The 23,642-nt window shown below is 73.0% G+C and carries 5 protein-coding genes; all 5 read left to right on the plus strand.

The window, feature by feature from the left end:
* The first annotated feature begins 66 nt into the window (after nucleotides 1–66).
* The 5 genes from DY245_RS26000 (at nucleotide 67) to DY245_RS26020 (ending at nucleotide 23,639) form a co-directional block, all read left to right on the plus strand.
* Entirely contained in the window at nucleotides 67–1,566 is a 1,500-nt protein-coding gene (locus DY245_RS26000; RefSeq protein ID WP_128509644.1) for a glycosyltransferase family 39 protein, read from the plus strand.
* Between the two features lie 58 nt (nucleotides 1,567–1,624).
* Nucleotides 1,625–3,154 (plus strand): glycosyltransferase family 39 protein, encoded by a 1,530-nt coding sequence (locus DY245_RS26005; protein WP_244943265.1) that lies wholly within the window; start codon nucleotides 1,625–1,627, stop codon nucleotides 3,152–3,154.
* 189 nt (nucleotides 3,155–3,343) lie between these two features.
* Nucleotides 3,344–4,357: a phenylpyruvate C(3)-methyltransferase gene (gene mppJ, locus DY245_RS26010; protein WP_128509646.1), complete on the plus strand. Its 1,014-nt coding sequence runs from the start codon at nucleotides 3,344–3,346 to the stop codon at nucleotides 4,355–4,357.
* Between the two features lie 41 nt (nucleotides 4,358–4,398).
* A complete protein-coding gene (locus DY245_RS26015) occupies nucleotides 4,399–12,651 on the plus strand; it encodes a non-ribosomal peptide synthetase (RefSeq protein WP_181923869.1) in 8,253 nt (2,750 codons plus the stop codon).
* Complete coding sequence (locus DY245_RS26020) at nucleotides 12,648–23,639, plus strand: non-ribosomal peptide synthetase (RefSeq protein ID WP_128509648.1); 10,992 nt, start codon at nucleotides 12,648–12,650, stop codon at nucleotides 23,637–23,639. The genes DY245_RS26015 and DY245_RS26020 overlap by 4 nt, the downstream gene beginning before the upstream one ends.
* Nucleotides 23,640–23,642 lie beyond the last annotated feature (3 nt).

Below are 23,642 nucleotides of genomic sequence, written 5' to 3' on the forward strand. Positions count from 1 at the left end.
GCCGGACAGCAGACTCCGAGCGATGATCTCGCCGGATTCCACCTGGACGGACAGAGGCGGAGAAACGTGCTGACAGCTCCCGTTGATGTGGGAACGGATCCGCGTTCGGCGGTACGGCCGGCCCGATGGCCGGCGGCCGTCGTCGCGGGCGCCGTGACCGTCGTGCTGCTCGCCCTGTCCGGCAGGTATGGCTACAACGTCGACGAGCTGTATTTCCGGCTGCTCGGCGAACACGGCTGGGCCTGGGGCTACACCGACCAGCCGCCGCTGGTGCCGGCGCTGGTGCACGCCACCGCCCAGGTCCTCGGCGACTCGGTGTGGGCGATCCGGGTGCCGGCGGCGCTGTGCGCGGGGGCCGTGGTGCTGCTCGGGGCGCTGATCACCGCCGAACTCGGCGGCACCCGCCGGGCACAGACTCTTTCCGCCCTGGGCCTGGGCAGCTCGTTCCTGGTGCTCAGCGTCGGCCACATCATGGTGACCACCACCCTGGACATGCTCGCCTGGGCCGCAGTGCTGCTCTTCGTCCTGCGGGCGCTGCTGCGCTCGGAGGGCAAGTGGTGGCTGTGGGCGGGGGTGGTGCTGGGCCTGGCGCTGTACGCCAAGTACATCGTGGCGCTGCTGCCGGTGGCCCTGCTGGCCGGGCTCGCGCTGGTCGGACCGCGCAAGGTGTTCCGTGACCGGTGGCTGTACGCGGGGATCGCGCTGGCGCTGGCCATCGGCTCGCCGAACCTGATCTACCAGGCCACCCATGACTTCCCGCAGCTGCAGATGGCCGATGCGCTGGGCGCCACCGACGGCCCGATGAACCGGGTCATCTTCGTGCCGAGCCTGGTGATCCTGCTCGGTCCGGTGCTGACCGTGGTGTGGGTGGCGGGGCTGGTGAAGCTGCTGCGTGAGCCGGCATGGCGGCCGGTGCGGGCGCTGGCACCGGCGTTCGTGGTCGGGGTGGCGCTGACCCTCTACGGCGGTGGCCGGCCCGACTACGTCGGCGGGTTCCTGATCGGGCTGTTCGCGGCCGGGGCGGTGGCCGCCGACCGGTGGATGGGGCGGCGTACGTCCCGGCGGGTGCTGCTGTGCGCCGGACTGGCCGCCAGTGCGGTGCTACAGGTGCTGATGGCGCTGCCGGTGCTGCCGCAGAACTCCCCGTTCGTGCCGCTGAACAACATCTCCCTGGAGAGCGTCGGCTGGCCGCGGCTGGCCGAGCAGGTGCGCACGGCGTACGAGGCGCTGCCGCGGCAGCAGCGGGAGCGGGCCGTGGTGCTCGCCGACAACCTCGGGGAGAGCGGCGCGCTGGACCGCTACGGGCACGGGCTGCCCGCGGTGTTCAGCGGCCACAACGAACTGCACAAGTGGGGCCCGCCGCCGGAGCGCGCCGAGGTGGTGGTCGCGGTGGGCGTGCCCCGGTCCCGGCTGGCCGCGGGGTTCACCTCGTGCACCGTCGTGGGACGGGTCGACAACGGCGTCGGCGTCGAGAACGCCGAGCAGGGCAGGCCGATCACGGTGTGCCACGGCCGCAAGGCTTCCTGGGCCCGACTGTGGCCCTCCTACCACTACTTGAGCGGCTGATGTGCCCCTGCACCCCGGGCCGTGTGCGAATCGACAATTCAGCGGGAAGTGAGGCGTGATGACGACATCCCTCGACAGGGATTCCAGGGCGGCCGCGGCCGAACCGGGGGTGTTCCGCCCGGCGCCGATGGCGTGGCGGCCGGTCGCCGTGGTGGTGGCCGCGCTGGCCGTGCTGCTGTTCGCCTTCGCCGGCGAATACGGCTACCACGCCGATGAGTTGTACTTCCGGCTGCTCGGGGTGCACGGCTTCGCCTGGGGCTATGTGGACCAGCCGCCGCTGCTGCCGCTGGCCGTACGGACCTCGATGGAGATCTTCGGCGACAGCATGTGGGCGATCCGGGTGCCCGCGGTGCTGTGCGCGGCGGCCGTGACCGCGCTCGGCGCGATGATCGCCGCCGAGCTGGGCGGTTCCCGGCGGGCCCAGACGCTGACCGCGTTCGGGGTGGCCACCTCGACGATGGTGCTCAGCTTCGGCCACTGGATCCTCACCACCAGCTTCGACACCGTGGCGTGGGCCGCGGTGCTGCTGTTCGTGATGCGGGTGCTGCTGCGCGGCGAGAGCAAGTGGTGGCTGTGGGCCGGGGTGGTGGTCGGTGTCGCGCTGTACGCCAAGTACATCGTGCTGCTGCTGCCGGTGGCCCTGCTCGTGGGGCTGGCGCTGGTCGGCCCGCGGAAGGTCTTCCGCGACGGGAAGCTGTACGCGGGCACGGCGCTGGCGCTGGTCATCGGCTCGCCGAACCTGATCTACCAGGCCACCCATGACTTCCCGCAGCTCCAGATGGCGGAGGGGCTGGCGGGCACCGACGGCGAGGCGAACCGCGCCATGTTCGCCACGAACCTGATCCTGCTGTTCGGCCCCGCGCTGTTCGTGCTGTGCATGATCGGGCTGGTCAAGCTGTTCCGGGTGCCGGAGTGGAAGCCCGTACGGACACTGGCCGTCGGCTATCTCGCGGCCACCGCGGCGTCGTACCTCATCGAGGGCGGCCGGCCGGACTACACCGGCGGACTGCTGATCGCGCTGCTGGCCGCCGGGTGTGTGACGGCCGACCGGTGGGCGGGCGCCCGCAAGCTGCGGCTCTCGGTGCTCGCGGTCTCGCTGACGCTCAGCACCGCGGTGCAGATGCTGCTGTCTCTGCCGGTGATTCCCAAGACCTCGCTGCGCGACTTCCAGATCGCCAGCATGGCGCTGGAGACGGTGGGCTGGCCCCGTCTGGTCCAGCAGACCGAGGCGGCCTACCGCGCACTGCCGGCGGCGGACCGCGACCGCGCGATCGTGCTCACCGAGAACTTCGGCGAGGCGGGCGCCCTGGACCACTACGGCCACGGGCTGCCGGCGGTGTACAGCGGCCACAACGAGCTGTACCACTGGGGCCCGCCGCCGCAGCGCGCCGAGGTGGTGGTCGCGGTGGGCATCGACCGGAAACGGCTGTCCGCCGACTTCACCAGCTGCAAGGTCGTCGACCACATCGACAACCGCCTGGGCATCGACAACCCGGAACAGGGCGTGCCGATCACGGTGTGCCACGGCCCCAAGAAGCCCTGGTCCGCGCTGTGGCCGGCCTACCGGCACTACAACGCCTATCTGTAGCGCGCCTCTCGTCCCCCACCCCGCGGCCCGGTCCGAAGCACCTTCGGACCGGGCCGTCTGCCGACCTGCTTCGCTGCACGGTAAAAGTCGTGGATCAGCCGCGGAGTTCACCCGAGACTGGAAATCGCTGGACTGCGTACGCCCATCCAATCAACTTCCGGACGACCCCTTTCGGGGTGGAGGCGTGATATGAGTACCGAGGTTTCCGAGGCGCAGGCGCGACGCGCCGTGGCAGACATCTTCAACTCGACGCTGGCTTCTTCGGCCATCGGCGCCGCGTGGGAGCTCGGAGCTCTTGACGAGCTGCGGGAGAACGGCAAGTTGGACGTCTCCGATTTCGCCGTACGCCATGATCTGCACGAGCCGGCGGTGGTCGGCATGTTCACCGCGCTGGCGAGTGTGGACATCGTGCGGCGCGAGGGCGCCACCGTCGTCGTCGGCCCGTACTTCGACGAGGCCAATCACCACCGTTCACTGTTCCACTGGCTCAATCAGGGCAGCGGCGAACTCTTCCGCCGCATGCCGCAGGTGCTGCCGAACGAGAACCGCGTAGGAAAGTTCTACCAGCGGGACGCGGGGGCGATCAGCTACGCGTGCCGCGAGATCAGCGAGCGCTATTTCGACCCGGCGTTCTGGGCCGCGGTCGACGGTCTGGGCTACACCCCCACCACCGTCGCCGACCTGGGGTCCGGCAGCGGTGAGCGGCTGATCCAGATCGCCCGGCGGTTCCCCGGCGTCCGCGGCCTCGGCGTGGACATCGCCGACGGCGCGATCGCCATGGCGGAGAAGGAGGTGGCCGCCAAGGGATTCGGCGACCAGATCTCCTTCGTGCGTGGCGACGCGCGCACCATCGACCAGGTCTCGGCGCGCGAGGAATTCGCCGAGGTCGATCTGCTCACCTGCTTCATGATGGGGCACGACTTCTGGCCCCGCGAGAACTGTGTGCAGACGCTGCGAAAGCTGCGCGAGGCATTCCCGAATGTGCGCCGGTTCCTGCTCGGCGACGCCACCCGCACCGTCGGTATCCCCGACCGCGAACTCCCCATATTCACCCTGGGATTCGAGTTCGGGCACGACATGATGGACGTTTACCTGCCGACCCTCGATGAATGGGACGGGGTATTCGAAGAGGGCGGCTGGCGCTGTGTGAAGAAGCACGCCATCGACTCGCTGTCGGTCTCCGTGGTCTTCGAACTCGAGTAACCGCACACGCATATCGATCACGTCGGCTGAGGGGGTTTTCCATGGGTGAGTGGCGCGATCGCCGCCTGGACGAATTGTTCGCCGAGCAGGCCGCGAGGACACCGGAGCGTACCGCGGTGGTCTTCGAGGGCCGGGCGGTGAGTTATCGGGAACTCGACGCCCGCGCCGAGCGGCTGGCCGCTGTGCTGGCCGGCCGCGGCGCGGGACCCGAGCGGTTCATCGCGCTGCTGCTGCCCCGCTCCGCCGAACTGATCGTGGCCATCCTCGCCGTACTGAAGTCCGGCGCCGGATACATCCCGATCGACCCGGAGTACCCGGCCGACCGCATCGCCTACATCCTCGGCGACGCACGCCCGGTGGCGACGATCACCACCGCCGGGGTGCGGGACGGCCTGCCGGATCCGGACACCGGCTCCGGGACCGACTGGCTGATCCTGGACGAGTCCGGGGACGTGCAGGAGCCGGCCGGGGCGCGCCCGCAGCCCGCCCCGGCCGCCGCGCCCGTCCCGCGGTCCGCGGAGAACCCCGCCTACGTCATCTACACCTCCGGCTCGACCGGCCGGCCCAAGGGCGTGGTGATCCCGCACAGCAATGTGGGGCGGCTGCTGTCGTCCACCGCCCACTGGTACGGCTTCGACGAGCAGGACGTCTGGCCGCTGTTCCACTCCTTCGCCTTCGATGTGTCGGTCTGGGAGATCTGGGGCGCGCTGCTGCACGGCGGCAAGCTGGTCGTCGTCCCGCATGCCGTCACCCGCGCCCCCGCCGACTTCCTGCGGCTGCTGGTCGAGGAACGGGTCACCGTCCTCAACCAGACGCCGTCGGCGTTCTACCAGCTGATGGCCGCCGACCGGGAGAACCCCGCGCTCGGCGCCCAACTCGCCCTGCGTTATGTGGTGTTCGCGGGTGAGGCGCTGGACCTGGGCAAGCTCGCCGACTGGTACGAGCGGCACGATGACCGTGCGCCGACGCTGGTCAACATGTACGGCATCACCGAGACCACCGTGCACTCCTCGTTCCTCGCACTGGACAAGGAGGGCGCGGCCGGTGCCACGGGCAGCGCCGTCGGCGTCGCCATCCCCGACCTGACCTTCCACGTCCTCGACGAGGACCTGCGGCCCGTCCCGGTCGGCGCGGAGGGTGAGCTGTATGTGGCCGGGCCCGGGCTGGCGCGGAACTATGCGGGCCGGCCGGGGCTGACCGCGGAGCGCTTCGTGGCCTGCCCGTTCGGCCCGCCCGGGGCCCGTATGTACCGCTCGGGCGACCTGGTGCGGCCGCTGCCGGACGGCGGCCTGGAATATCTGCGGCGCAGCGACGACCAGGTCAAGATCCGCGGGTTCCGGATCGAACTGGGCGAGATCTCGCACGCGCTGGCCCAGGACCCCTCGGTCGACCAGGCCACGGTGCTGGTCCGCGACGAGGCCTCGGGCGAGCGCAGGCTGGTGGCGTACGTCGTTCCGGCCGGCTCCGCCCGCCCCACCCCGTCCCGGCTGCGTGCCGCGCTGGCCACCCGTCTGCCCGGCTATATGATCCCCACCGCCTTCCACGTCATGCCGGCCTTCCCGCTGACCGCCAACGGCAAGCTGGACCGCAGGGCGCTGCCCGCGCCCACCCGCCAGGACAGCGTCGACGCCGACTACGCCGCGCCCGAGGGCGCCGTCGAGGAGGCGCTGGCCGCCATCTGGCGGGAGGTGCTCGGCGTCGAACAGATCGGTGCCGACGACGACTTCTTCGAGCTCGGCGGTGACTCGCTGTCCGTGGTGCGGGTGCTGTCGCGGATGCGGACCGGCCTGGGGCTGCGGCTGACGGCCGCAGAGTTCTTCGCCGCCCCCACCGTCCGGGCGCTGGCCGCGCGCCGCGAGCGGGGCACGATCGGCGCGCCGGAGCGGATACCGGCCGCGCCGCGCACCGGAGCGCTGCCGCTGTCCTTCACCCAGCAGCGGTTCTGGCTCTTCCACGAACTCGACCCCGGCGAGGTCGAGTACAACGTCCACTCCGCGCTGCGGCTGCGCGGCCCCCTCGACCTCCCCGCGCTGCGCACCGCGCTCGGCGGGCTGATCGCCCGCCATGAGCCGCTGCGGACGACCGTGCTCTCCGACGACGGCCGCCCCACCGCGGTCATCGCCCCGCCCGAGGGCTTCCCGGTCCCGCTCACCGTCGAGGATCTCTCCGCGCTGACCGGCGACGACCAGGAGACCGCCCAGCGGCGGCTGCTGGCCGAGGAGGTCGCCCGGCCCTTCGACCTGGCCGCCGGCCCGGTGCTGCGGGTGCTGGTGATCCGCCGCGGCGAGCGTGATCACATCCTGGTGATCGGCGTGCATCACCTCGCCACCGACGGCTGGTCGATGGGGCTGCTCACCGACGAGCTGAGCGCGCGCTACGACGCCGCGCGCCGCGGGGTGCCCGCCGCGCTGGAGCCGCTGCCGGTCCACTACAGCGACTACGCCGCCTGGCAGCGCGCCACCGTGGACGACGGCCGGCTGGTGCCCCAGATCGACTACTGGCGCGACCGGCTGGCGGGTGTGGCACCGCTGCAACTGCCCACCGACCGGCCCCGGCCCGCGCTGAAGACCTCGGCCGGTGCGGCGCACCGCTTCACCCTCGATCGCCGGCTGGTCGCCGCCCTCAAGGAGCTGAGCGCCGCCCATGGCGCCACGCTCTTCATGACCCTGACCGCCGCGCTGCAGGTGCTGCTCGCCCGCTACTCCGGACAGCAGGACATCGCGCTGGGCACCGCCGTCTCCGGCCGCGACCACCCGCAGGTGGAGCGGCTGGTCGGCGCGTTCATCAACACCGTGGTGCTCCGCTCCGACGTGCGCGGCGAGCTGCCCTTCCACGAGTTCCTCGGGGAGGTACGGGAGACGGTGCTGGGCGCCTTCGCGCACCAGGACCTCCCGTTCGACCGCCTCGTGGACGCGCTGGGCGCCGAGCGCGACCCGAGCCGTACCCCGCTGGTCCAGGCGATGCTGCTGCTGCAGAACGCCCCGGCCGGTGCGGAGGAGTTCGCCGGGCTGCGCACCGAGACCGTCGCGCTGCCGCGCCCGGCCGCGATCTTCGACCTGACGGTGGACTGCACCGAGCGGGCCGGGGCGCTGGAGGTGATGGTCGAGTACAACACCGATCTGTTCGACGCCACGACCATCGAGCGGCTGTCGGGCCATCTGCGGGTGCTGCTGGACGCCGTGTGCACGGCACCGCGGCGCCAGGTGCGCGATCTGCCGCTGCTGCCGCCGGCCGAACGCGACACGCTGCTGACCGGCTGGAACGACACCGCCGCCGCACTGCCGACGACGCTCGGGGTGCACCGCCAGTTCGCCGAGCGGGCCCGCACCACGCCGGACGCGCTCGCCGTCACACACTGCGGACAGACCCTCACCTACGCCCAACTCGACGCCCGCGCCAACCAGTTGGCGCACTACCTGGGCGCTCTCGGCGTCGGCCGGGGCACCCCCGTGGTGCTGAACCTGGCGCGCACGCCGCAGCTGATCGTGGCGATGCTCGCGGTGCTCAAGGCCGGCGGCGCGTACGTACCGACCGCGCTGGACACCCCGGCGGCACGGCTCGGGCATCTCCTGGAGGAGGCCGGCACCCCCGTGCTGCTGACCACCGCCCAGCAGGCCGGAGCGCTGCCCCCGACCGAGGCGAGCGTCATCGACCTCGACGCGGCCGGGCCGGACATCGCCCGGCATCCGGAGCACGACCCCCAGGTGGCGACCCGGCCCGAGGACCTCGCGTACATCGTCTACACCTCCGGGTCCACCGGCCGCCCCAAGGGCGTCGCGGTGCCGCACAGCGCGCTGACCGACTACTGCGCCTGGCACAACGACGCGCTGGACGTCGGCCCCGAGGACCGCGGGTCGTCCGTGGTCGGCCTGGCCTTCGACGTCGCGGTCGCCGAGGTGTGGCCGTATCTGTGCGCGGGCGCCCGCGTGGACCAGCCCGACCAGGAGACGCTGGACGATCCGACGGCGCTGGTGGAGTGGTTCGCCGAGAACGGCACCACGGTCGCCTATCTGCCGACCCCGCGCATCGAATCCCTGCTGGACGTACCGGCGATCACCTCCACCCGGCTGCGCACCGTCCTGGTCATCGGCGACTCGCTGCGCCGCAGGCCGCAGCCCGGGCTGCCGTTCACCCTGCTCAACGCCTACGGGCCCGCGGAGGCGACGGTGGCCGCCACCCAGGCGGTGGTCGAGCCCCTGGGGCCCGACGCGCCCGCCGGGCTGCCGTCCATCGGCGCCCCGCTGTACAACACCGCCGCCTATGTCCTCGACGACCGGCTGTGCCCGGTCCCCGTCGGGGTGCCCGGCGAGCTGTACCTCGCCGGCGCGGGTCTGGCGCAGGGCTATCAGGGCCGCCCCGACCTGACCGCGGAGCGCTTCGTCGGCTGCCCCTTCGGGCCGCCGGGAACCCGGATGTACCGCACGGGTGACATCGTGCGATGGCTGCCGGACGGCACCCTGGACTTCCTCGGCCGGATCGACAACCAGGTCAAACTGCGCGGCTACCGCATCGAACTCGGCGAGATCGAGAGCGTGCTGGCCCGCCGCGAGGAGCTCTCGCAGGTGTTCGTCACGGTCCGCGAGCCGTCCCCCGGCCGCCGGTCGCTGGTCGCCTACCTCGTCGCCGACCGGGGCACCGCGCCCGACCCGGAGGAGCTCGCCGGATACATCGCCTCCGTACTCCCGGAGTACATGGTTCCGTCCTCCTTCGTGCTGCTCGACGCGCTGCCGCTGACCGCGAACGGCAAGATCGACCGGCGGGCGCTGCCCGAGCCGGTGCCGGCCGGCGGCGAGGGCGCCGCGTATGTCGCGCCCGGCAACGAGGTCGAGGAGACCCTGGCCGCCATCTGGGCCGAGGTGCTCGGCGTCGAACGGGTCGGCGTGCAGGACAACTTCTTCGCCCTCGGCGGCGACTCGATCAGCGGTCTGCAGACCGCCGTACGGGCCCGCCGGGCCGGGCTGCGACTGGCCTCCAAGGACCTCTTCCAGCGGCAGACCATCGCGGCGCTGAGCCCCGTGGTGACGGTGGAGCGGACCACGGCGGACGCCGGCCCCGCACCGTCCGGCCGGCCGGCCGCGCCGTTCGCGCTCAGCGGTCTGGACCGGGCCGGTGTGGAGCGGCTGACCGCGGACGGCGGCCCGGCCGAGGACGCCTACCCGCTGACCCCGATGCAGAGCGGACTGCTCTTCCACACCCTGATGCACGCCGAACGCGGCATGTATGTCGAGCAGTTCCACTTCGCCCTGCACAGCATCCGCGAACCGGAGCTGCTGGCCACCGCCTGGCAGCGGGTCGTCGACCGCACCCCTGTGCTCCGTACGTCACTGGCCTGGGACGGCCTCGCCGAACCCCTCCAGGTCGTGCGCACCGGCGTCCGGATACCGGTGGCCCAGCTCGACTGGACGGCGCTGGACGAGGCCGGACAGCGGCAGGCCCTGGAGCGGTATCTGGCCGAGGACCGCGCGCGCGGGCTCGATCTGCACACCGCGCCGCTCGCCCGGATCGCCGTCGCCCGCCTGGGCGGCGACCAGGTCCGGCTGGTGTGGACGTTCCACCATCTGCTGCTGGACGGCTGGAGCGTCGTACAGGTGCTGTCCGAGGTGCTCGGCGAGTACGCCGCGCTCGCCGACGGCGTCCCGTACACCCCGCAACAGCGGCACACCTACGCCGAGTTCGTCGGCCAGCTGGCGGGGCAGGACCACACCGCCGCCGAGAAGTACTGGCGTGGTGCGCTCACCGGCCGTGAGTCGCCCACCCCGCTGCCCTACGACCGGCCGCGCCCCGACGCCCATCAGGCCGCCCCCGACGCCGAGCTGAAGCTGCGGCTGCCGGCCGCGGTGACCGGCCGGCTGGGCACCGCGGCGAAGCGGGCCGGGGTGACGATGAACACCGTGGTGCAGGGCCTGTGGGCGCTGCTGCTGGCCCGCCACAGCGGTGAGCGGGACGTCCTGTTCGGCGCCACGGTCGCCGGCCGGCCCGACGATCTGGCGGGCGCGGAATCGGTGATCGGCCTGTTCATCAACACCCTTCCGGTGCGGGTCGACGTCGATCCGGACGCCGGTCTGCTGAGCTGGCTGCGCCGGGTGCAGGACGAGCAGGCCGAGGCGCGCGCCCATGAGCAGGTCTCGCTCGCCCAGGTGCAGGGCTGGGCGCCGGAGCGGGCGCACGGCGGACTGTTCGACAGCGTGCTGGCCTTCGAGAACTTCCCGGCCGACCTCGGTCCCGCCGGGAACTACGGGCTGCGGCTCGACGCCATCGAGGCCAGCAACACCTCCAACTACCCGCTCAACGCCATCGTTCAGCTCAACGAAGAGCTGACCGTGCTGCTGCGCTACGACACCGCGCTGTTCGACGCGGACACCGTGGCGCGGCTGGCCGGCCATCTGCACACGCTGCTGGAGGAGACCGCCGAGAACCCCGACCGCCGGGTCGGCGAGCTGCCGCTACTCACCGCCGCCGATTGGCACACCATCGTGCACACCTGGACCGACACCGCCTCGGACTACTCGGTCGACCGCCGGCTGGACGCGGTCATTGCCGAACAGGCCGCGGCCCGGCCGGCCGCGATCGCCGTCGTCGACGGTGAACGGCAGCTGACGTACGGCGAGTTGGACCGCCGCGCCAACCAGCTGGCACACCATCTGCGCGCCGCGGGCGTGGGCCGCGACGCCCTGGTCGGGATCGCCGTCGAGCGCAGCGCGGAGGTCGTCGTGGCCATCCTCGGCACGCTCAAGGCGGGCGCCGCGTATGTGCCGCTCGACCCCGAATTCCCCGCGCAGCGGCTCGCCACCATGCTGGCCGAGTCCCGGCCCGCGGTCCTGCTCACCCAGGAACACCTGCTGGCGGGGCTGCCGCCGACGGACGCCCGGGTGGTGTGCGTGGACCGGGACCTGGCGGCCATCGAGGCGCACCCCACCACCGCGCCGGTCTCCGGCGGCGACGCCGGTGACCTGGCCTATGTCACCTACACCTCGGGCTCCACCGGCCGCCCCAAGGGCGTGATGGTCGAGCACCGCTCGCTGTTCAACATCATCACCGAGGCCGGACGGCTCTACGGCCTGGGCCCCGACAGCCGGATGCTGCAGTTCTACACAATGAGCTTCGACGGCGGCGTCTGGGAGGTCTTCCTGACGCTGACCGCCGGCTCCACCCTCGTCATCGCGGACCCCGAGGCCCGCCAGAGCCCGGCCCACCTCGCCGAGCAGCTGCGCGCGGAGTCGATCACCGCGCTGACGCTGCCGCCCGCCGTGGCCTCGGTGCTGGATGCGGCCTCGCTGCCCGGTGTACGCAGCCTGGGACTCGCCGGGGATGTGCTCGCGCCCGAACTCGCCCAGGAGTGGGCGCGAGGGCGCCGGCTGTTCAACATCTACGGGCCCAGCGAGGCGACCCTGTCCGTCGCCCTGCACCGGGTCGACCCCGGGGCCGCCGGGCGCCAGGTGCCGCTCGGCCCGCCGGTGCCCAACACCCGGTTCTATGTGCTCGACGAGCGGCTGGCCGTGGTCCCGGTCGGGGTGACCGGCGAGCTCTACATCGGCGGTGCGGGCCTGGCCCGCGGCTACCTGGGCCGCCCCGACCTGACCGCGCAGCGCTTCGTCGCCGACCCGTTCGGACCGCCGGGGTCCCGTCTCTACCGCACCGGTGACCTGATCCGCTGGACCCCGCAGGGGCGGCTGGAGTTCGCCGGGCGGGTGGACAACCAGGTCAAGATCCGCGGCTACCGTGTCGAGCCCGCCGAGGTGGAGAGCGCACTGCTGCGGCAGCCCGGCGTCGCGGAGGCCGTCGTGATCGCCCGGGACGACGAGACCGGCCACAAGCGGCTGGTCGCCTATGTCGTACCGGACGGGAGCGGCACCGCCCCGGAACGCGCCGCCCTGCTGCGCGCCCTGGGCGGCCAACTCCCCGGCTACATGGTGCCGTCGGCCCTCGTCACCCTGCCCGAGCTGCCGCTCGGCCCGACCGGCAAGGTCGATGTACGAGCGCTGCCGGCACCGGATCCGGCCGCCGGCGGCACCGCCGACCGCATCCCGCCCCGCACCCCCACGGAAGAGGCACTGGCCCTCATCTGGGTGGAGCTGCTCGGGCTCGAACACGTCGGCGTCGAGGACAACTTCTTCGACCTCGGCGGCGACTCCATCACCAGCCTGCGGCTGATGTCGCGGATGGGCGGCGCGTTCGGTGTGGACGTCTCACCCCGCGACTTCTTCGACGCCCCCACCATCGCCGCCCTTGCCGAGCGCCTAGAGGAAAAGATCCTGGCGCAGTTGGAAGAAGCCGTCGGAGGCGGCGCCCTATGACCAGCTCTGCAGCGGACCAGCCCGACAACCCGAACACCACCCCGGCGTCACGTGCCGAGCGCACCGCCGCACTGCCGGCCCATGTGCAGGAGCTGCTGCGCGCCCGGCTCGCCGGCCGGGCCGCCGCGACGGGCGGCGCGGACACCATCCCGCGCATCGGGCACGACGGCCCCGTCGCGCTCTCGCCCGCCCAGGAACGCCTCTGGTACCTGCATGAGCTCGAACCGGAGAGCAACGAGTACAACACCCTGCGCGTCCTGCGGCTGCGCGGCGACCTCGACCCCGGCGCGCTGTCCGCGGCGCTGACCGAGATCGTCGCCCGGCACGGCGCGCTCCGCACCACCTTCGGCTCCCGCGAGGGGCATGCCGAGCAGACCGTGCATCCGCCCGTACCGACACCGCTGCCGCTCGTCGACCTGTCGGCGGCGGACGACGACGAGCGGGACGACGCGCTGCGGACCCTGCTGCAGTACGAGGCCCGGCGCCCCTTCGACCTGCGCCGCGGCCCGGTGCTGCGGGCGCAGCTGATCCGGCTGGCGGCCGACGACCATGTCCTCGCGCTGGCCCTGCATCACATCGTCACCGACGGCTGGTCGATGGGCGTGCTCACCGGCGAGCTGACCGCCCACTACGCCGCGACGCTGCGCGGTGCGCCCGCCGTACTCCCCGAACTCCCGGTGAGCTACCTCGATGTCGCCGTCTGGCAGCGCGAGCAGCTGAGCTCCGCGCGGCTGCGCGAGGGGCTCGACCACTGGCGCCGGGAGCTGGCCGGGCTGGTCCCGCTCGATCTGCCGACGACCTGGCAGCGGCCGCCGGTCCGCACCAGCGCCGGAGCGCTGCACTCCTTCGAGATCCCCCCGGCCGTCGCCGCACGCCTTCGGGAGCTGGGCCGGGAACAGGGCGCCACGCTGTTCATGGCGCTGGTCGCCGCGGTCCAGCTGCTGCTGTCGCGCTGGTCGGGGCAGCGGGACATCGCGGTGGGCACTGCCGCGGCCGGGCGCGGCCGGACCGAGACCGAGAATCTGATCGGCTTCTTCGTCAACAATCTGGTCCTGCGGTCCCGGATCGACGAGGAGCGGTCGTTCGCCGAGCTGCTGCGGGCGGTGCGCGCGACGGTCCTGGATGCCTTCGCCCACGAGGACGTGCCGTTCCAGCGGGTCGTCGAGGCGCTGCATCCGGAGCGCGACCTCAGCCGGCCGCCGCTGGCCGAGGTCGCGGTGAATCTGCACAACACCCCGCGGACCGACACGGAGCTGCCCGGGCTGCGGATCGAGGAGATGCCGCCGCCGGTGTTCGCCTCCAGCATGGACCTCTCGTTCGACTTCACCGAGCGCGACGACCGGCTCGAAGGGCACCTCACCTACAACACCGATCTGTTCGCCGCGGACGCCGCCGCGCGGATGGCCGCGCAGCTGGTCACCCTGCTTGAGGACCTGACCCGCAGGCCCGCGGTCCCGGTGGCCTCGCTGGCCGTGCTGCCGGCCGCCGAGCACCGTCGGGTGACCGAGGAGTGGCCGCACTCCGGGCCCGGCCAGGAGCCGCGTACCGCACCGGAGTTGTTCGCCGCGCAGGTTGCCCGGACCCCTGAGGCGGATGCGCTGGTCTCCGACGAGGAGACGCTCAGCTACGCCGAGCTGGACGGCCGTACCAACCAGTGGGCGCGGCTGCTGCTGGCCCGGGGTGCCGGGCCGGAGACGCTGGTGGCGGTGGCGCTGCCCCGCTCCGCGCAGATGGTCACGGCGATCCTGGCGATCCAGAAGACCGGTGCGGCCTATCTGCCGCTGGACCCCAAGAGCCCCGCGGAACGCAACCGGCTGATGATCGAGGACGCCCGCCCGCTGCTGGTGCTGACCTCGGCCGGGTTCGGCGACGGCGCGGAACTCGGCGCGCCCGCACTGTTCCTGGACGACCCGGACACCCGCGCCGCCGCAGGCCATCTGTCCTCCGCCCCGCTGGAGGCCGCCGAGCTGCCCGCCCCGCTGCTGCCCGGCCACCCGGCCTACGTCATCTACACCTCCGGTTCCACCGGCCGCCCCAAGGGCGTGGTGGTCACCCACACCGGTGTGCACGGCCTCGTGGCGGCGCAGTCGGCGCACTTCCGTACCGGGCCCGGCGCGCGGGTGCTGTCGTTCGCCTCGCTCGGCTTCGACGCGGCCTTCTCCGAGCTGGGCATGGCGCTGCTGTCCGGTGGTGCGCTGGTCGTCGTCGGCCAGGAGCGGATCCTGCCCGGACAGCCGCTGGCCGATGTGCTGGCCGAGCACCGGGTCACCCATGTGACGCTGCCGCCCAGCGCGCTGTCCGCGCTGACCCCGGGGGCGCTGCCGAAGGACCTCACGCTGGTCGTGGCCGGCGAGGCCTGCCCGCCCGCGGTGGCCCGCACCTGGTCCGCCCATCACCGCATGATCAACGCCTATGGCCCCACCGAGTCCTCGGTCTGCGCCAGCATGAGCGCCGCGCTGACCCCGGACACCGTCAGCGGCGACTCGGTCCCCATCGGCCGCCCGCTCTCCGGCGTCCGGGTCAGCGTTCTGGACGACCGGCTGCGCCCGGTGCCGGCCGGCGTCCCCGGCGAGGTGTATCTCTCCGGCGCCGCGCTGGCCCGCGGCTACCTCGGGCGGCTCGCGCTGACCGCGGAGCGGTTCGTCGCCGACCCGTACGGTCCGCCGGGAAGCCGGATGTACCGCACCGGCGACCGCGCCCGCTGGCTGGCCGGCGGCGACCTGGACTATCTGGGCCGCACCGACGACCAGGTCAAACTGCGCGGCTTCCGGATCGAGCTCGGCGAGGTCGAGGCCGTGCTGTCGCGCCACGACGGGGTCGGCGCGGTGGCCGCCACGGTGCACAAGGACGAGCGGGGCACCCGCCGCCTGGTGGCCTACGTCGTCCCGGCGCGCAAGGACGCGGCCGACCCGGCGCGGCTGCGCGAGTTCGCCCGCGAGGTGCTGCCCGAGCACATGGTGCCCTCGGTCTTCGTGCCGCTGGACCGGCTGCCGCTGAACGCCAACGGCAAGGTCGACCGGCGGGCGCTGCCCGCACCCGACATCCGGCGCGACGAGGGCAGCGCCCGTATCGCGCCGCGCACCCCGGCGGAGGAGACGCTGGCGCGCATCTGGTCGGAGGTACTGGGCGTCACGGACATCGGCGTCGAGGACAACTTCTTCGACCTCGGCGGCGACTCCATCCTCAGCCTTCAGGTGGTGGCGCGGGCCCGGGCCGCCGGACTGCGGCTGACCGCCAAGCAGACCTTCCTGCGGCAGACCATCGCCGATCTCGCCGCCGACGCCGTCGCCGAGACCGACCCCGCCGCGCACGGTGCGGCAAGCGACGGCCCGGTCACCGGCGAGCTGCCGCTCACCCCCATCCAGCACTGGTTCTTCACCACCCTCGGCGACAGCCTGGAGCAGTTCAACCAGTCGCTGTATCTGGAGCTGGCCGAGGACCCCGACCTCCCGGCGCTGCGCGCCGCACTGGCCGCGCTGACCGAACAGCACGACGCGTTGCGGCTGCGCGCCGTATCCGAGGACGGGCAGTGGCGGCTGCACCACGCCCCCGCCGAGACCGGTCAACTCCTCGAACACCTCGATCTGTCCGGCGCCTCGCCCGACGAGCAGGACGCCGCGATGGCGGCCGCCATCGACGCGGCGCAGCGGGGCTTCGGGCTGTCCGAGGGGCCGCTGCTGCGGGCCCGGCTGTTCACCCTCGGCAACGCCCGGCCGCCCCGGCTGTACCTCGTCGCGCACCACCTCGTCATCGACGGCATGTCCTGGCGCATCCTGCTGGCGGACCTGGAGACCGGCTACCGCCTGGCGGCGGACGGCCGGCCGATCGACCTGGGGCCCCGGACCACCTCGTTCCGCGACTGGTCGCGCCGGCTGTCGCGCCATGTCGCGGACGGCGGCCTGGACGCCGAACTGCCGTACTGGAAGGGCGTACAGGACGCGGCGCGCGAGGCCGCCCCGCTCCCCGTCGACACCGGCCGGCTCGCCGACCGCCAGGGTGCGCAGGAGGAGCCCGGCGAGAACACCGCCGGATCGGCCCGCACCGTCTCCGCAGCGCTGTCCGCCGCGGGCACCGAGGCGCTGCTGCGGCAGGTGCCCGAGGCCTACCGCACCCAGATCAACGACGTCCTGCTCAGCGCGCTGGGCCGGGTGCTGACCGACTGGGCAGGCGGCGAGCGGGTGCTGATCGCCCTGGAGGGGCACGGCCGCGAGGAGCTCTTCGACGAGGTGGACCTCACCCGCACCGTCGGCTGGTTCACCACCCTCTTCCCGGTCGCCCTGCGGGTGCCGGCCGACCGGGACTGGGGAACGGTCCTCAAGAGCGTCAAGGAGCAGCTGCGGGCGGTACCCCACAACGGACTCGGCCATGGCGCGCTGCGTCATCTGGCAGGGCCGGACTCCCCGCTGGAGGACGGCCCGGAGCCCGAGGTCAGCTTCAACTACCTCGGCCAGCTGGACGTGTCCGCCGACCGCACCGGCCTTGCCCGCGCCATGCTCACCAGCGAGGGCGCCGAGCGGGCCGCCGGCCAGCGCCGTGCGCAGCTGCTGGAGATCAACGGCGTGGTCACCGGCGGCCGGCTGGAGTTCCACTGGACGTACTCGGTGAACCGGCACCGCGCAGAGACCGTCGAACGGCTCGCCGCGGGCTTCATGGCCGCGCTGGAAGCGATCGTGGCGCACTGCGCCGCCCCCGGTTCCGGCGGCGCCACCCCGTCCGACTTCCCGCTGGCCGCCCTCGACCAGGCCACCGTCGACAAGATCGCCGGCGACGGCCGCACGGTCGAGGACATCTACCCGCTCACCGCGATGCAGAGCGGCATGCTCTTCCATGCGCTGAGCGAGTCCGGACGCGACCCGTACACCGGGCACTTCGGCGTCCGGGTGGACGGCATCACCGACCCGGGGGCGCTGGCCGCGGCCTGGCAGCAGGTCGTCGACCGGACCCCCGCCCTGCGCACCGCCATCGTCTGGCAGGACGTCGCGGAACCCCTTCAGGTGGTGCACGCGGCCGCCCGTGTGCCGGTCACCCATCACGACCTGCGCTCCCTGACCGAGCAGGACCGGCAGGCCGCCCTGGACCGGCTGTGGGAGCGGCGCGAGGAGACCGTCATCGATCTCGCCGTCGCGCCCGCGCTGCGGCTGACCCTCGCCCGGCTCACCGACAGCGCCGTCCAGATGTTCTGGACCTCGCACCACATCCTGATGGACGGCTGGAGCTTCGCCGGGCTGCTGTCGGAGGTGTGCGCCCAGTACACCGCGCTGACCGGCGGCCCCCGTGCGGCGGTCCCTGCCCGCCGCCCGTACCGCGACTATGTCGGCTGGCTGGCCGAACAGGACCGGCCGGCCGCCGAGGCGCACTGGCGCTCGGTGGTCGACGGGTTCACGGTGCCGACGCCGCTGCCCTACGACCGGCAGCCGGTGAAGGCACACGGCACCCGGTCCTCGCGTGAGGTGCGGCTGCAACTGTCCGCCGAGCGCTCCGAACGGCTGTCCGAGGCCGCCCGGTCGGCGCGGCTGACCGTCAACACGCTGGTCCAGGGCGCCTGGGCGATCCTGCTGGCGCGCTACGGCGGGGTGCGCGACGTCTGCTTCGGCACCACCGTCTCCGGCCGTCCCGCCACCCTGCCCGGCGCCGAGTCGATGGCCGGGCTGTTCATCAACACCGTTCCGGTACGGGCAACCATCGACGGCGCCGGTGCCGGCACCGCCACCGTCGAGTGGCTGCGGCAGCTGCAGAGCGAGCAGCTCGACTCCCGGCAGCACGAGCATGTCTCACTGGCGCAGATCCAGCGCTGGAGCGGTATACCGGCCGGCACCAACCTCTTCGACAGCATCGTCGTCTTCGAGAACTACCCCTACGACAGCGATGCGGCCGCCAAGTACGGGCTGACCCTCGGCACGTTCCAGGGCGACGAGGTCACCAACTACGCCCTAACCCTGACCGCGTACGTGGCCGACGAGCTCCATCTCAACCTCGGCTACGACCCGGATCTGTTCGACGAGGCGACCGTCGAGCGGATGGCCGGGCATCTGGCGACGCTGCTCGACGCCGTCGCCGCCGCCCCGCACACCCCGGTGGACGACCTCCCGCTGATCGATGCGGCCGAACACCACCGGCTCCTCACCGAGTGGAACGACACCGCCGCCGGTTTCCCGCCGCCGCGGCCGGTCCATGAGCTCTTCGCCGAGCGGGCCGCCCGTACCCCGGACGCGGTGGCGGTCAGCGACGCCACCCGGCAGCTGACCTTCGCCGAGCTGGAGACCCGCGCCAACCAACTCGCGCACCACCTGGCCGGTCTGGGCGTGGCGCCCGGCACGCTGGTCGGGGTGTGCGCCGACCGCGGGGTGGACGCCGTGGTGGCGCTGCTGGGCGTGCTGCGGGCCGGCGGTGCCTTCGTACCGCTGGACCCCGCCTATCCGGCGGAGCGGCTCCAGGTCATGCTGGAGGACGCCGCGGTACCGGTCGTGGTGACCGAGGAGCGGCTGCTGGACCGGACCGCCGGGCACGACGCGACGACGGTGTGCCTGGACCGCGATCTGCCGCTGCTGGAGGAGCTCCCGGCCCGCCCGCCGTACACCGCCGTGACGCCGGACGACCTGGCGTATGTCGTCTATACGTCGGGCACCACCGGGCGCCCCAAGGGCGTGATGGTCGAGCACCGGCACGTCCACCACATGGTGCACGCCTGGGACCGGCGCTACGGGCTCGCCGCACTGCAACCGCGCGCGCTGTCCGTCTCCAGCATCTCCGTCGACCTGTTCTTCAGCGACTTCCTGCTCTCCGCCCTCTTCGGCGGCACGATGGTGATCTGTCCGCAGGACGCCGTCGCCGACCAGGTGGCGCTGACCGATCTGCTGCTCAAGAGCCGGGCCCAGCTGATGGTGACGGTGCCGACGCTGGCCCGCGCGGTGGTCGCCGAGCTCGCCTGGCGCGGTGTGACGCCGGAGGCGCTGCGGGTGCTGATGGTGGGCTCCGAGGGCTGGCCGGCCGATGCCGCGGCCGAGATCCTGGCCGGTCTCGCGCCGGGCACGGTGCTGGTCAACGCGTACGGATCGACCGAGACCACGGTCGACTCCACGGTCTTCCAGCTCGGCCGCGACCCGCTGGGCGACGCCGCTTTCGTACCGGTCGGCAGGCCGCTCGCCAACACCCGGATCTATGTGCTGGACGAGCGGATGCGCCCGGTGCCCACCGGCGTCGTCGGCGAGTGCTACATCGGCGGCGACGGGGTGTCGCGCGGCTATCTGGGCCGCCCGGAGCTGACCGCCGAGCGTTTCCTCGACGACCCGTTCGCGCCGGAGCCGGGCGCCCGGATGTACCGGACCGGTGACCTCGCGCGCTGGCGGGCCGACGGCAACCTCGAATGCCTCGGCCGGGTCGACGACCAGGTCAAGATCCGCGGCTTCCGGGTGGAACTCGGCGAGGTGGAGGCGGCGTTGGCCCGCCACCCGGCGATCGACTCGGCGGCCGCCGCGATCCGCAAGGACGACGGCGGGCCGGCCCGTCTGGTGGGCTATGTCGTGCCCGCCGCCGGCCACACCCCCGACCTGGCCGAGCTACGGGCCTTCGCCGCCGAACGGCTGCCGGCGCCCGCCGTCCCCACCGCGTACATGGTGCTGGACGCGCTGCCGATGACGCCGAGCGGCACCGTCTCCCGGCGTGCGCTGCCGGCCCCGGCCGGAACGCAGGACGCCGCCCGGCCCTACACCGCACCGGGTAACGCCACCGAGCTGCTGCTCTGCGGTATCTGGCAGGAGGTCCTGGGCGTCGAACGGGTCGGCGTGCACGACAACTTCTTCGACCTGGGCGGCGACTCCATCCTCAGCATCCGGGTCAGCTCCCGGATCCGGGCCACGCTGGGCGTCGCTCCGTCGCCCCGACAGCTCTTCGACACCCCGACGGTGGCCGGTCTCGCCGCCACCCTCGGCCGGGACGACCCCTCGGCGGCCGCCGACGTCCCCCTGGAGCCGGCCGACCGCGGCGCACCGCTGCCGCTCTCCTCCGCCCAGCAACGCCAGTGGTTCCTGCACAACTTCGACCCGGACAGCAGCGAGTACCACATCGTCACCGGGCTCCGGCTCGACGGTGATCTGGACGTCGCGGCGCTGCGAGGGGCCCTGAACGGGCTCGTCGCCCGGCACGAGGCGCTGCGTACCACCTACGCGGCCACCGGCGAGGGCGCCGAGCAGATCGTGCACCCCGCGGGCGAGGTGGTCTGCGCGCGTACGGATCTGTCCGAGGTGCCCGAGGACCAGCGCGAGGACACCTTGCGCGGGCACATCGAACGCGCCGCCGCCCGGCCGTTCAGCCTCACCGAGGGCCCGGTCCTGCGCGCCGAACTTTTCCGGCTCGGCGCCCGCGACCATCTGCTGCTGCTCGTCATCCACCACATCGCCACCGACGGTGTCTCGATGCAGGTGCTCACCGAGGAGCTCGGCGTCCACTACGCCGCGGCGCTCGACGGCACACCGCCCGCCCTGCCGGCGCTGCCGGTCTCCTACGCCGACTACGCGGCCTGGCAGCGCCGGATGCTGTCCGGCCCGGCGCTGGACGACCATCTCGCCTACTGGCAGGAGCGGCTGGCCGGTGTCCGGCCGCTGGAGCTGCCCACCGACCGGCCCCGGCCGGCGGTCCGCAGCTCCGCGGGCCGGATGCTGCTGATCGAGATCGAGCCGCGGGTGGCCGCGGGCCTCAAGGAGCTGGCCCGCCGCCATGACGCCACCCTGTTCATGGCGCTCACCGCGGCGGTCCAGCTGCTGCTGGCCCGCTACACCGGACAGCCGGACATCGTCGTGGGCACCCCGGCCGCCGGCCGGGGCCGCCAGGAACTCGAAGGGCTCGTCGGGCTGTTCGTCAACACGGTGGCACTGCGGTCCACCGTCGACGAGAGCCGGACCTTCGGCGCCTTCCTCGGTGCGGTGCGCGACACCGTCCTCGAAGCGTTCGTGCACGAGGACGTGCCGTTCGACCGGCTGGTCGAGGTGCTGCGACCGCGCCGCGACCCCAGCCGTAACGCACTGGTGGAGGTGTTCGTCGGACTGGAGACGGACCGGTCGGCGCCGCCTGCGCTGCCCGGACTGACGGTGACCGAGGTCCCGTTCGTCAGCGGCGAGGTGAGCCATGACCTCAGCTTCGACTTCGTCGACCGGCCCGACGGCCTGAAGGCGGCGATCGGCTACAGCACCGCGCTGTTCGACGACGGCACCATCGAGCGGATGGCCGGCCAGTTCCAGGCGCTGCTCGCCGCGGTCCTCAAGGACCATCGCGCGCTCGCCGACATCGCACCCGCGGACGAGGACGAGGTACGGCGGCTCGCGGCACTGCGGCAGGCCGCGCCCTCGGAGCCCGACGCGTCGGAAGCCGACGGCGCGCCGGCCGCCTACCGCGCGCCCGGGACCGCTGCCGAGCGGGCCCTGGCGGAGATCTGGGCCGCCGTGCTGGGGGTGGTGCGGGTCGGGACCGACGACAACTTCTTCCAGCTGGGCGGCGACTCCCTGCTCAGCATCCAGGCGGTGCAGCGGATGCGGCAGGCCGGGCTCGCGGTGACCACCAAGGATCTGTTCGTCCACCAGAGCATCGCCCCGCTGGCGGCCCTCGCCGAGGAACGAGCGGCGGACCGGCCCCAGGCGCCCCAGGCGCCGCACGACGACGCCGGGACGGCGGGCGAGATACCGCTCACCCCCATCCAGCGCGACTACTTCGAGGCCGGGCCGCTCGCCCCGCACCACTTCACCCAGTCGGTGTTCCTCGAACTGCACGCCGATCTCGACGAGCCCGCGCTGCGGCACGCCCTGGCCGCGCTGATCGGCCACCACGACGCCCTGCGGACCCGCTTCGTACACGAGGACGGCGACTGGCGGCAGTACGCCACCCCGCCGGAGCCGGTGGACATCCTGCGCCGGCACGACCTGTCCGGGGTGCCCAAGGATCAACGTGCCGCCGCCATGGACGAGTTGGCGGCCTCGGCCGACGCCGGGCTCGATCTGGCGGCCGGTCCGCCGGCCGCGGCGCTGCTGTTCGTCTTCGGGCCCGGGGAGCGGCCGGCGCTGTTCGTGACCGCGCACCATCTCGTCGTCGACGGCGTCTCCTGGCGGATCCTGCTGGAGGACCTGGAAGCCGGCTACGTCCAGGCCCGCGACGGGAAGCCGGTGTCCCTGGGCGCCAAGAGCACCTCGTTCGGGCAGTGGGCGCACCGGCTCGCCGGGCACATCGCCGACGGCGGTCTCGCCGAGCAGGCCGCCTACTGGCAGGCGCTGCCCGACGGCACCGAGGTCCCGCACGACGGCTCCGGTCCCGCGGTGGTGGAGTCGGTGCAGACCGTCACGGTGGAGCTGCCACAGGACACCAGCGAGGTGCTGCTGCGCCGGTCCGCCGGGGTGTTCCGGACCCGCTTCCACGAGGTGCTGTTCGCCGCGCTCGCCGGCACCCTGGCCCGGTGGACGGGCGAACGCCAGGTCGTGTTCGACACCGAGGGCCACGGCCGGGAGGACCTCTTCGACGACGTCGATCTCTCCCGGACCGTCGGCTGGTTCACCACCGAGTACCCCGTCGCCCTTGAGGTGGCCGGCGACCGGGAAGACTGGCCCGCGCTCATCAGGTCGGTACGCGGACAGCTGCGGTCGCTGCCCGGCAACGGCTTCGGCTACGGCGCGCTGCGGCATCTGAGCCCGGCCGGCACCCCGGGTGCCGCACTCGCCGAACGGGCCCCGGCCCAGGTGGTGTTCAACTACCACGGCCAGGCCGACGATGCGCAGCGCGCGGCGGAGAGCGACCTCTACCACGCGTTCGGCGACCCGATCGGCCGCGAGCAGCGGCCCGACGAGCTGACCGGGCACCCGGTGGAGGTGGTGGGCGCCGTGCACTCCGGGCGGCTCCGCTTCACCTGGTACTTCTCGCGCAATGTTCATCACAGGGCCACCATCGACAAGGTGGCCGAGGACTTCGCCGACGCGCTGCGCACCATCGCCCGGCACATCACGGAGCGGTGAGCC

Source organism: Streptomyces inhibens (assembly GCF_003389455.1).
In the GTDB taxonomy this organism is placed as follows: domain Bacteria; phylum Actinomycetota; class Actinomycetes; order Streptomycetales; family Streptomycetaceae; genus Streptomyces; species Streptomyces inhibens.

What these genes read in the sequence shown, in the direction of transcription:
- mppJ (WP_128509646.1), top strand. Translation starts at nt 3,344, where the DNA reads ATGAGTACCGAGGTTTCCGAGGCGCAGGCGCGACGCGCCGTGGCAGAC.
- DY245_RS26015 (WP_181923869.1), top strand. Translation starts at nt 4,399, where the DNA reads ATGGGTGAGTGGCGCGATCGCCGCCTGGACGAATTGTTCGCCGAGCAG.
- DY245_RS26020 (WP_128509648.1), top strand. Translation starts at nt 12,648, where the DNA reads ATGACCAGCTCTGCAGCGGACCAGCCCGACAACCCGAACACCACCCCG.
- DY245_RS26005 (WP_244943265.1), top strand. Translation starts at nt 1,625, where the DNA reads ATGACGACATCCCTCGACAGGGATTCCAGGGCGGCCGCGGCCGAACCG.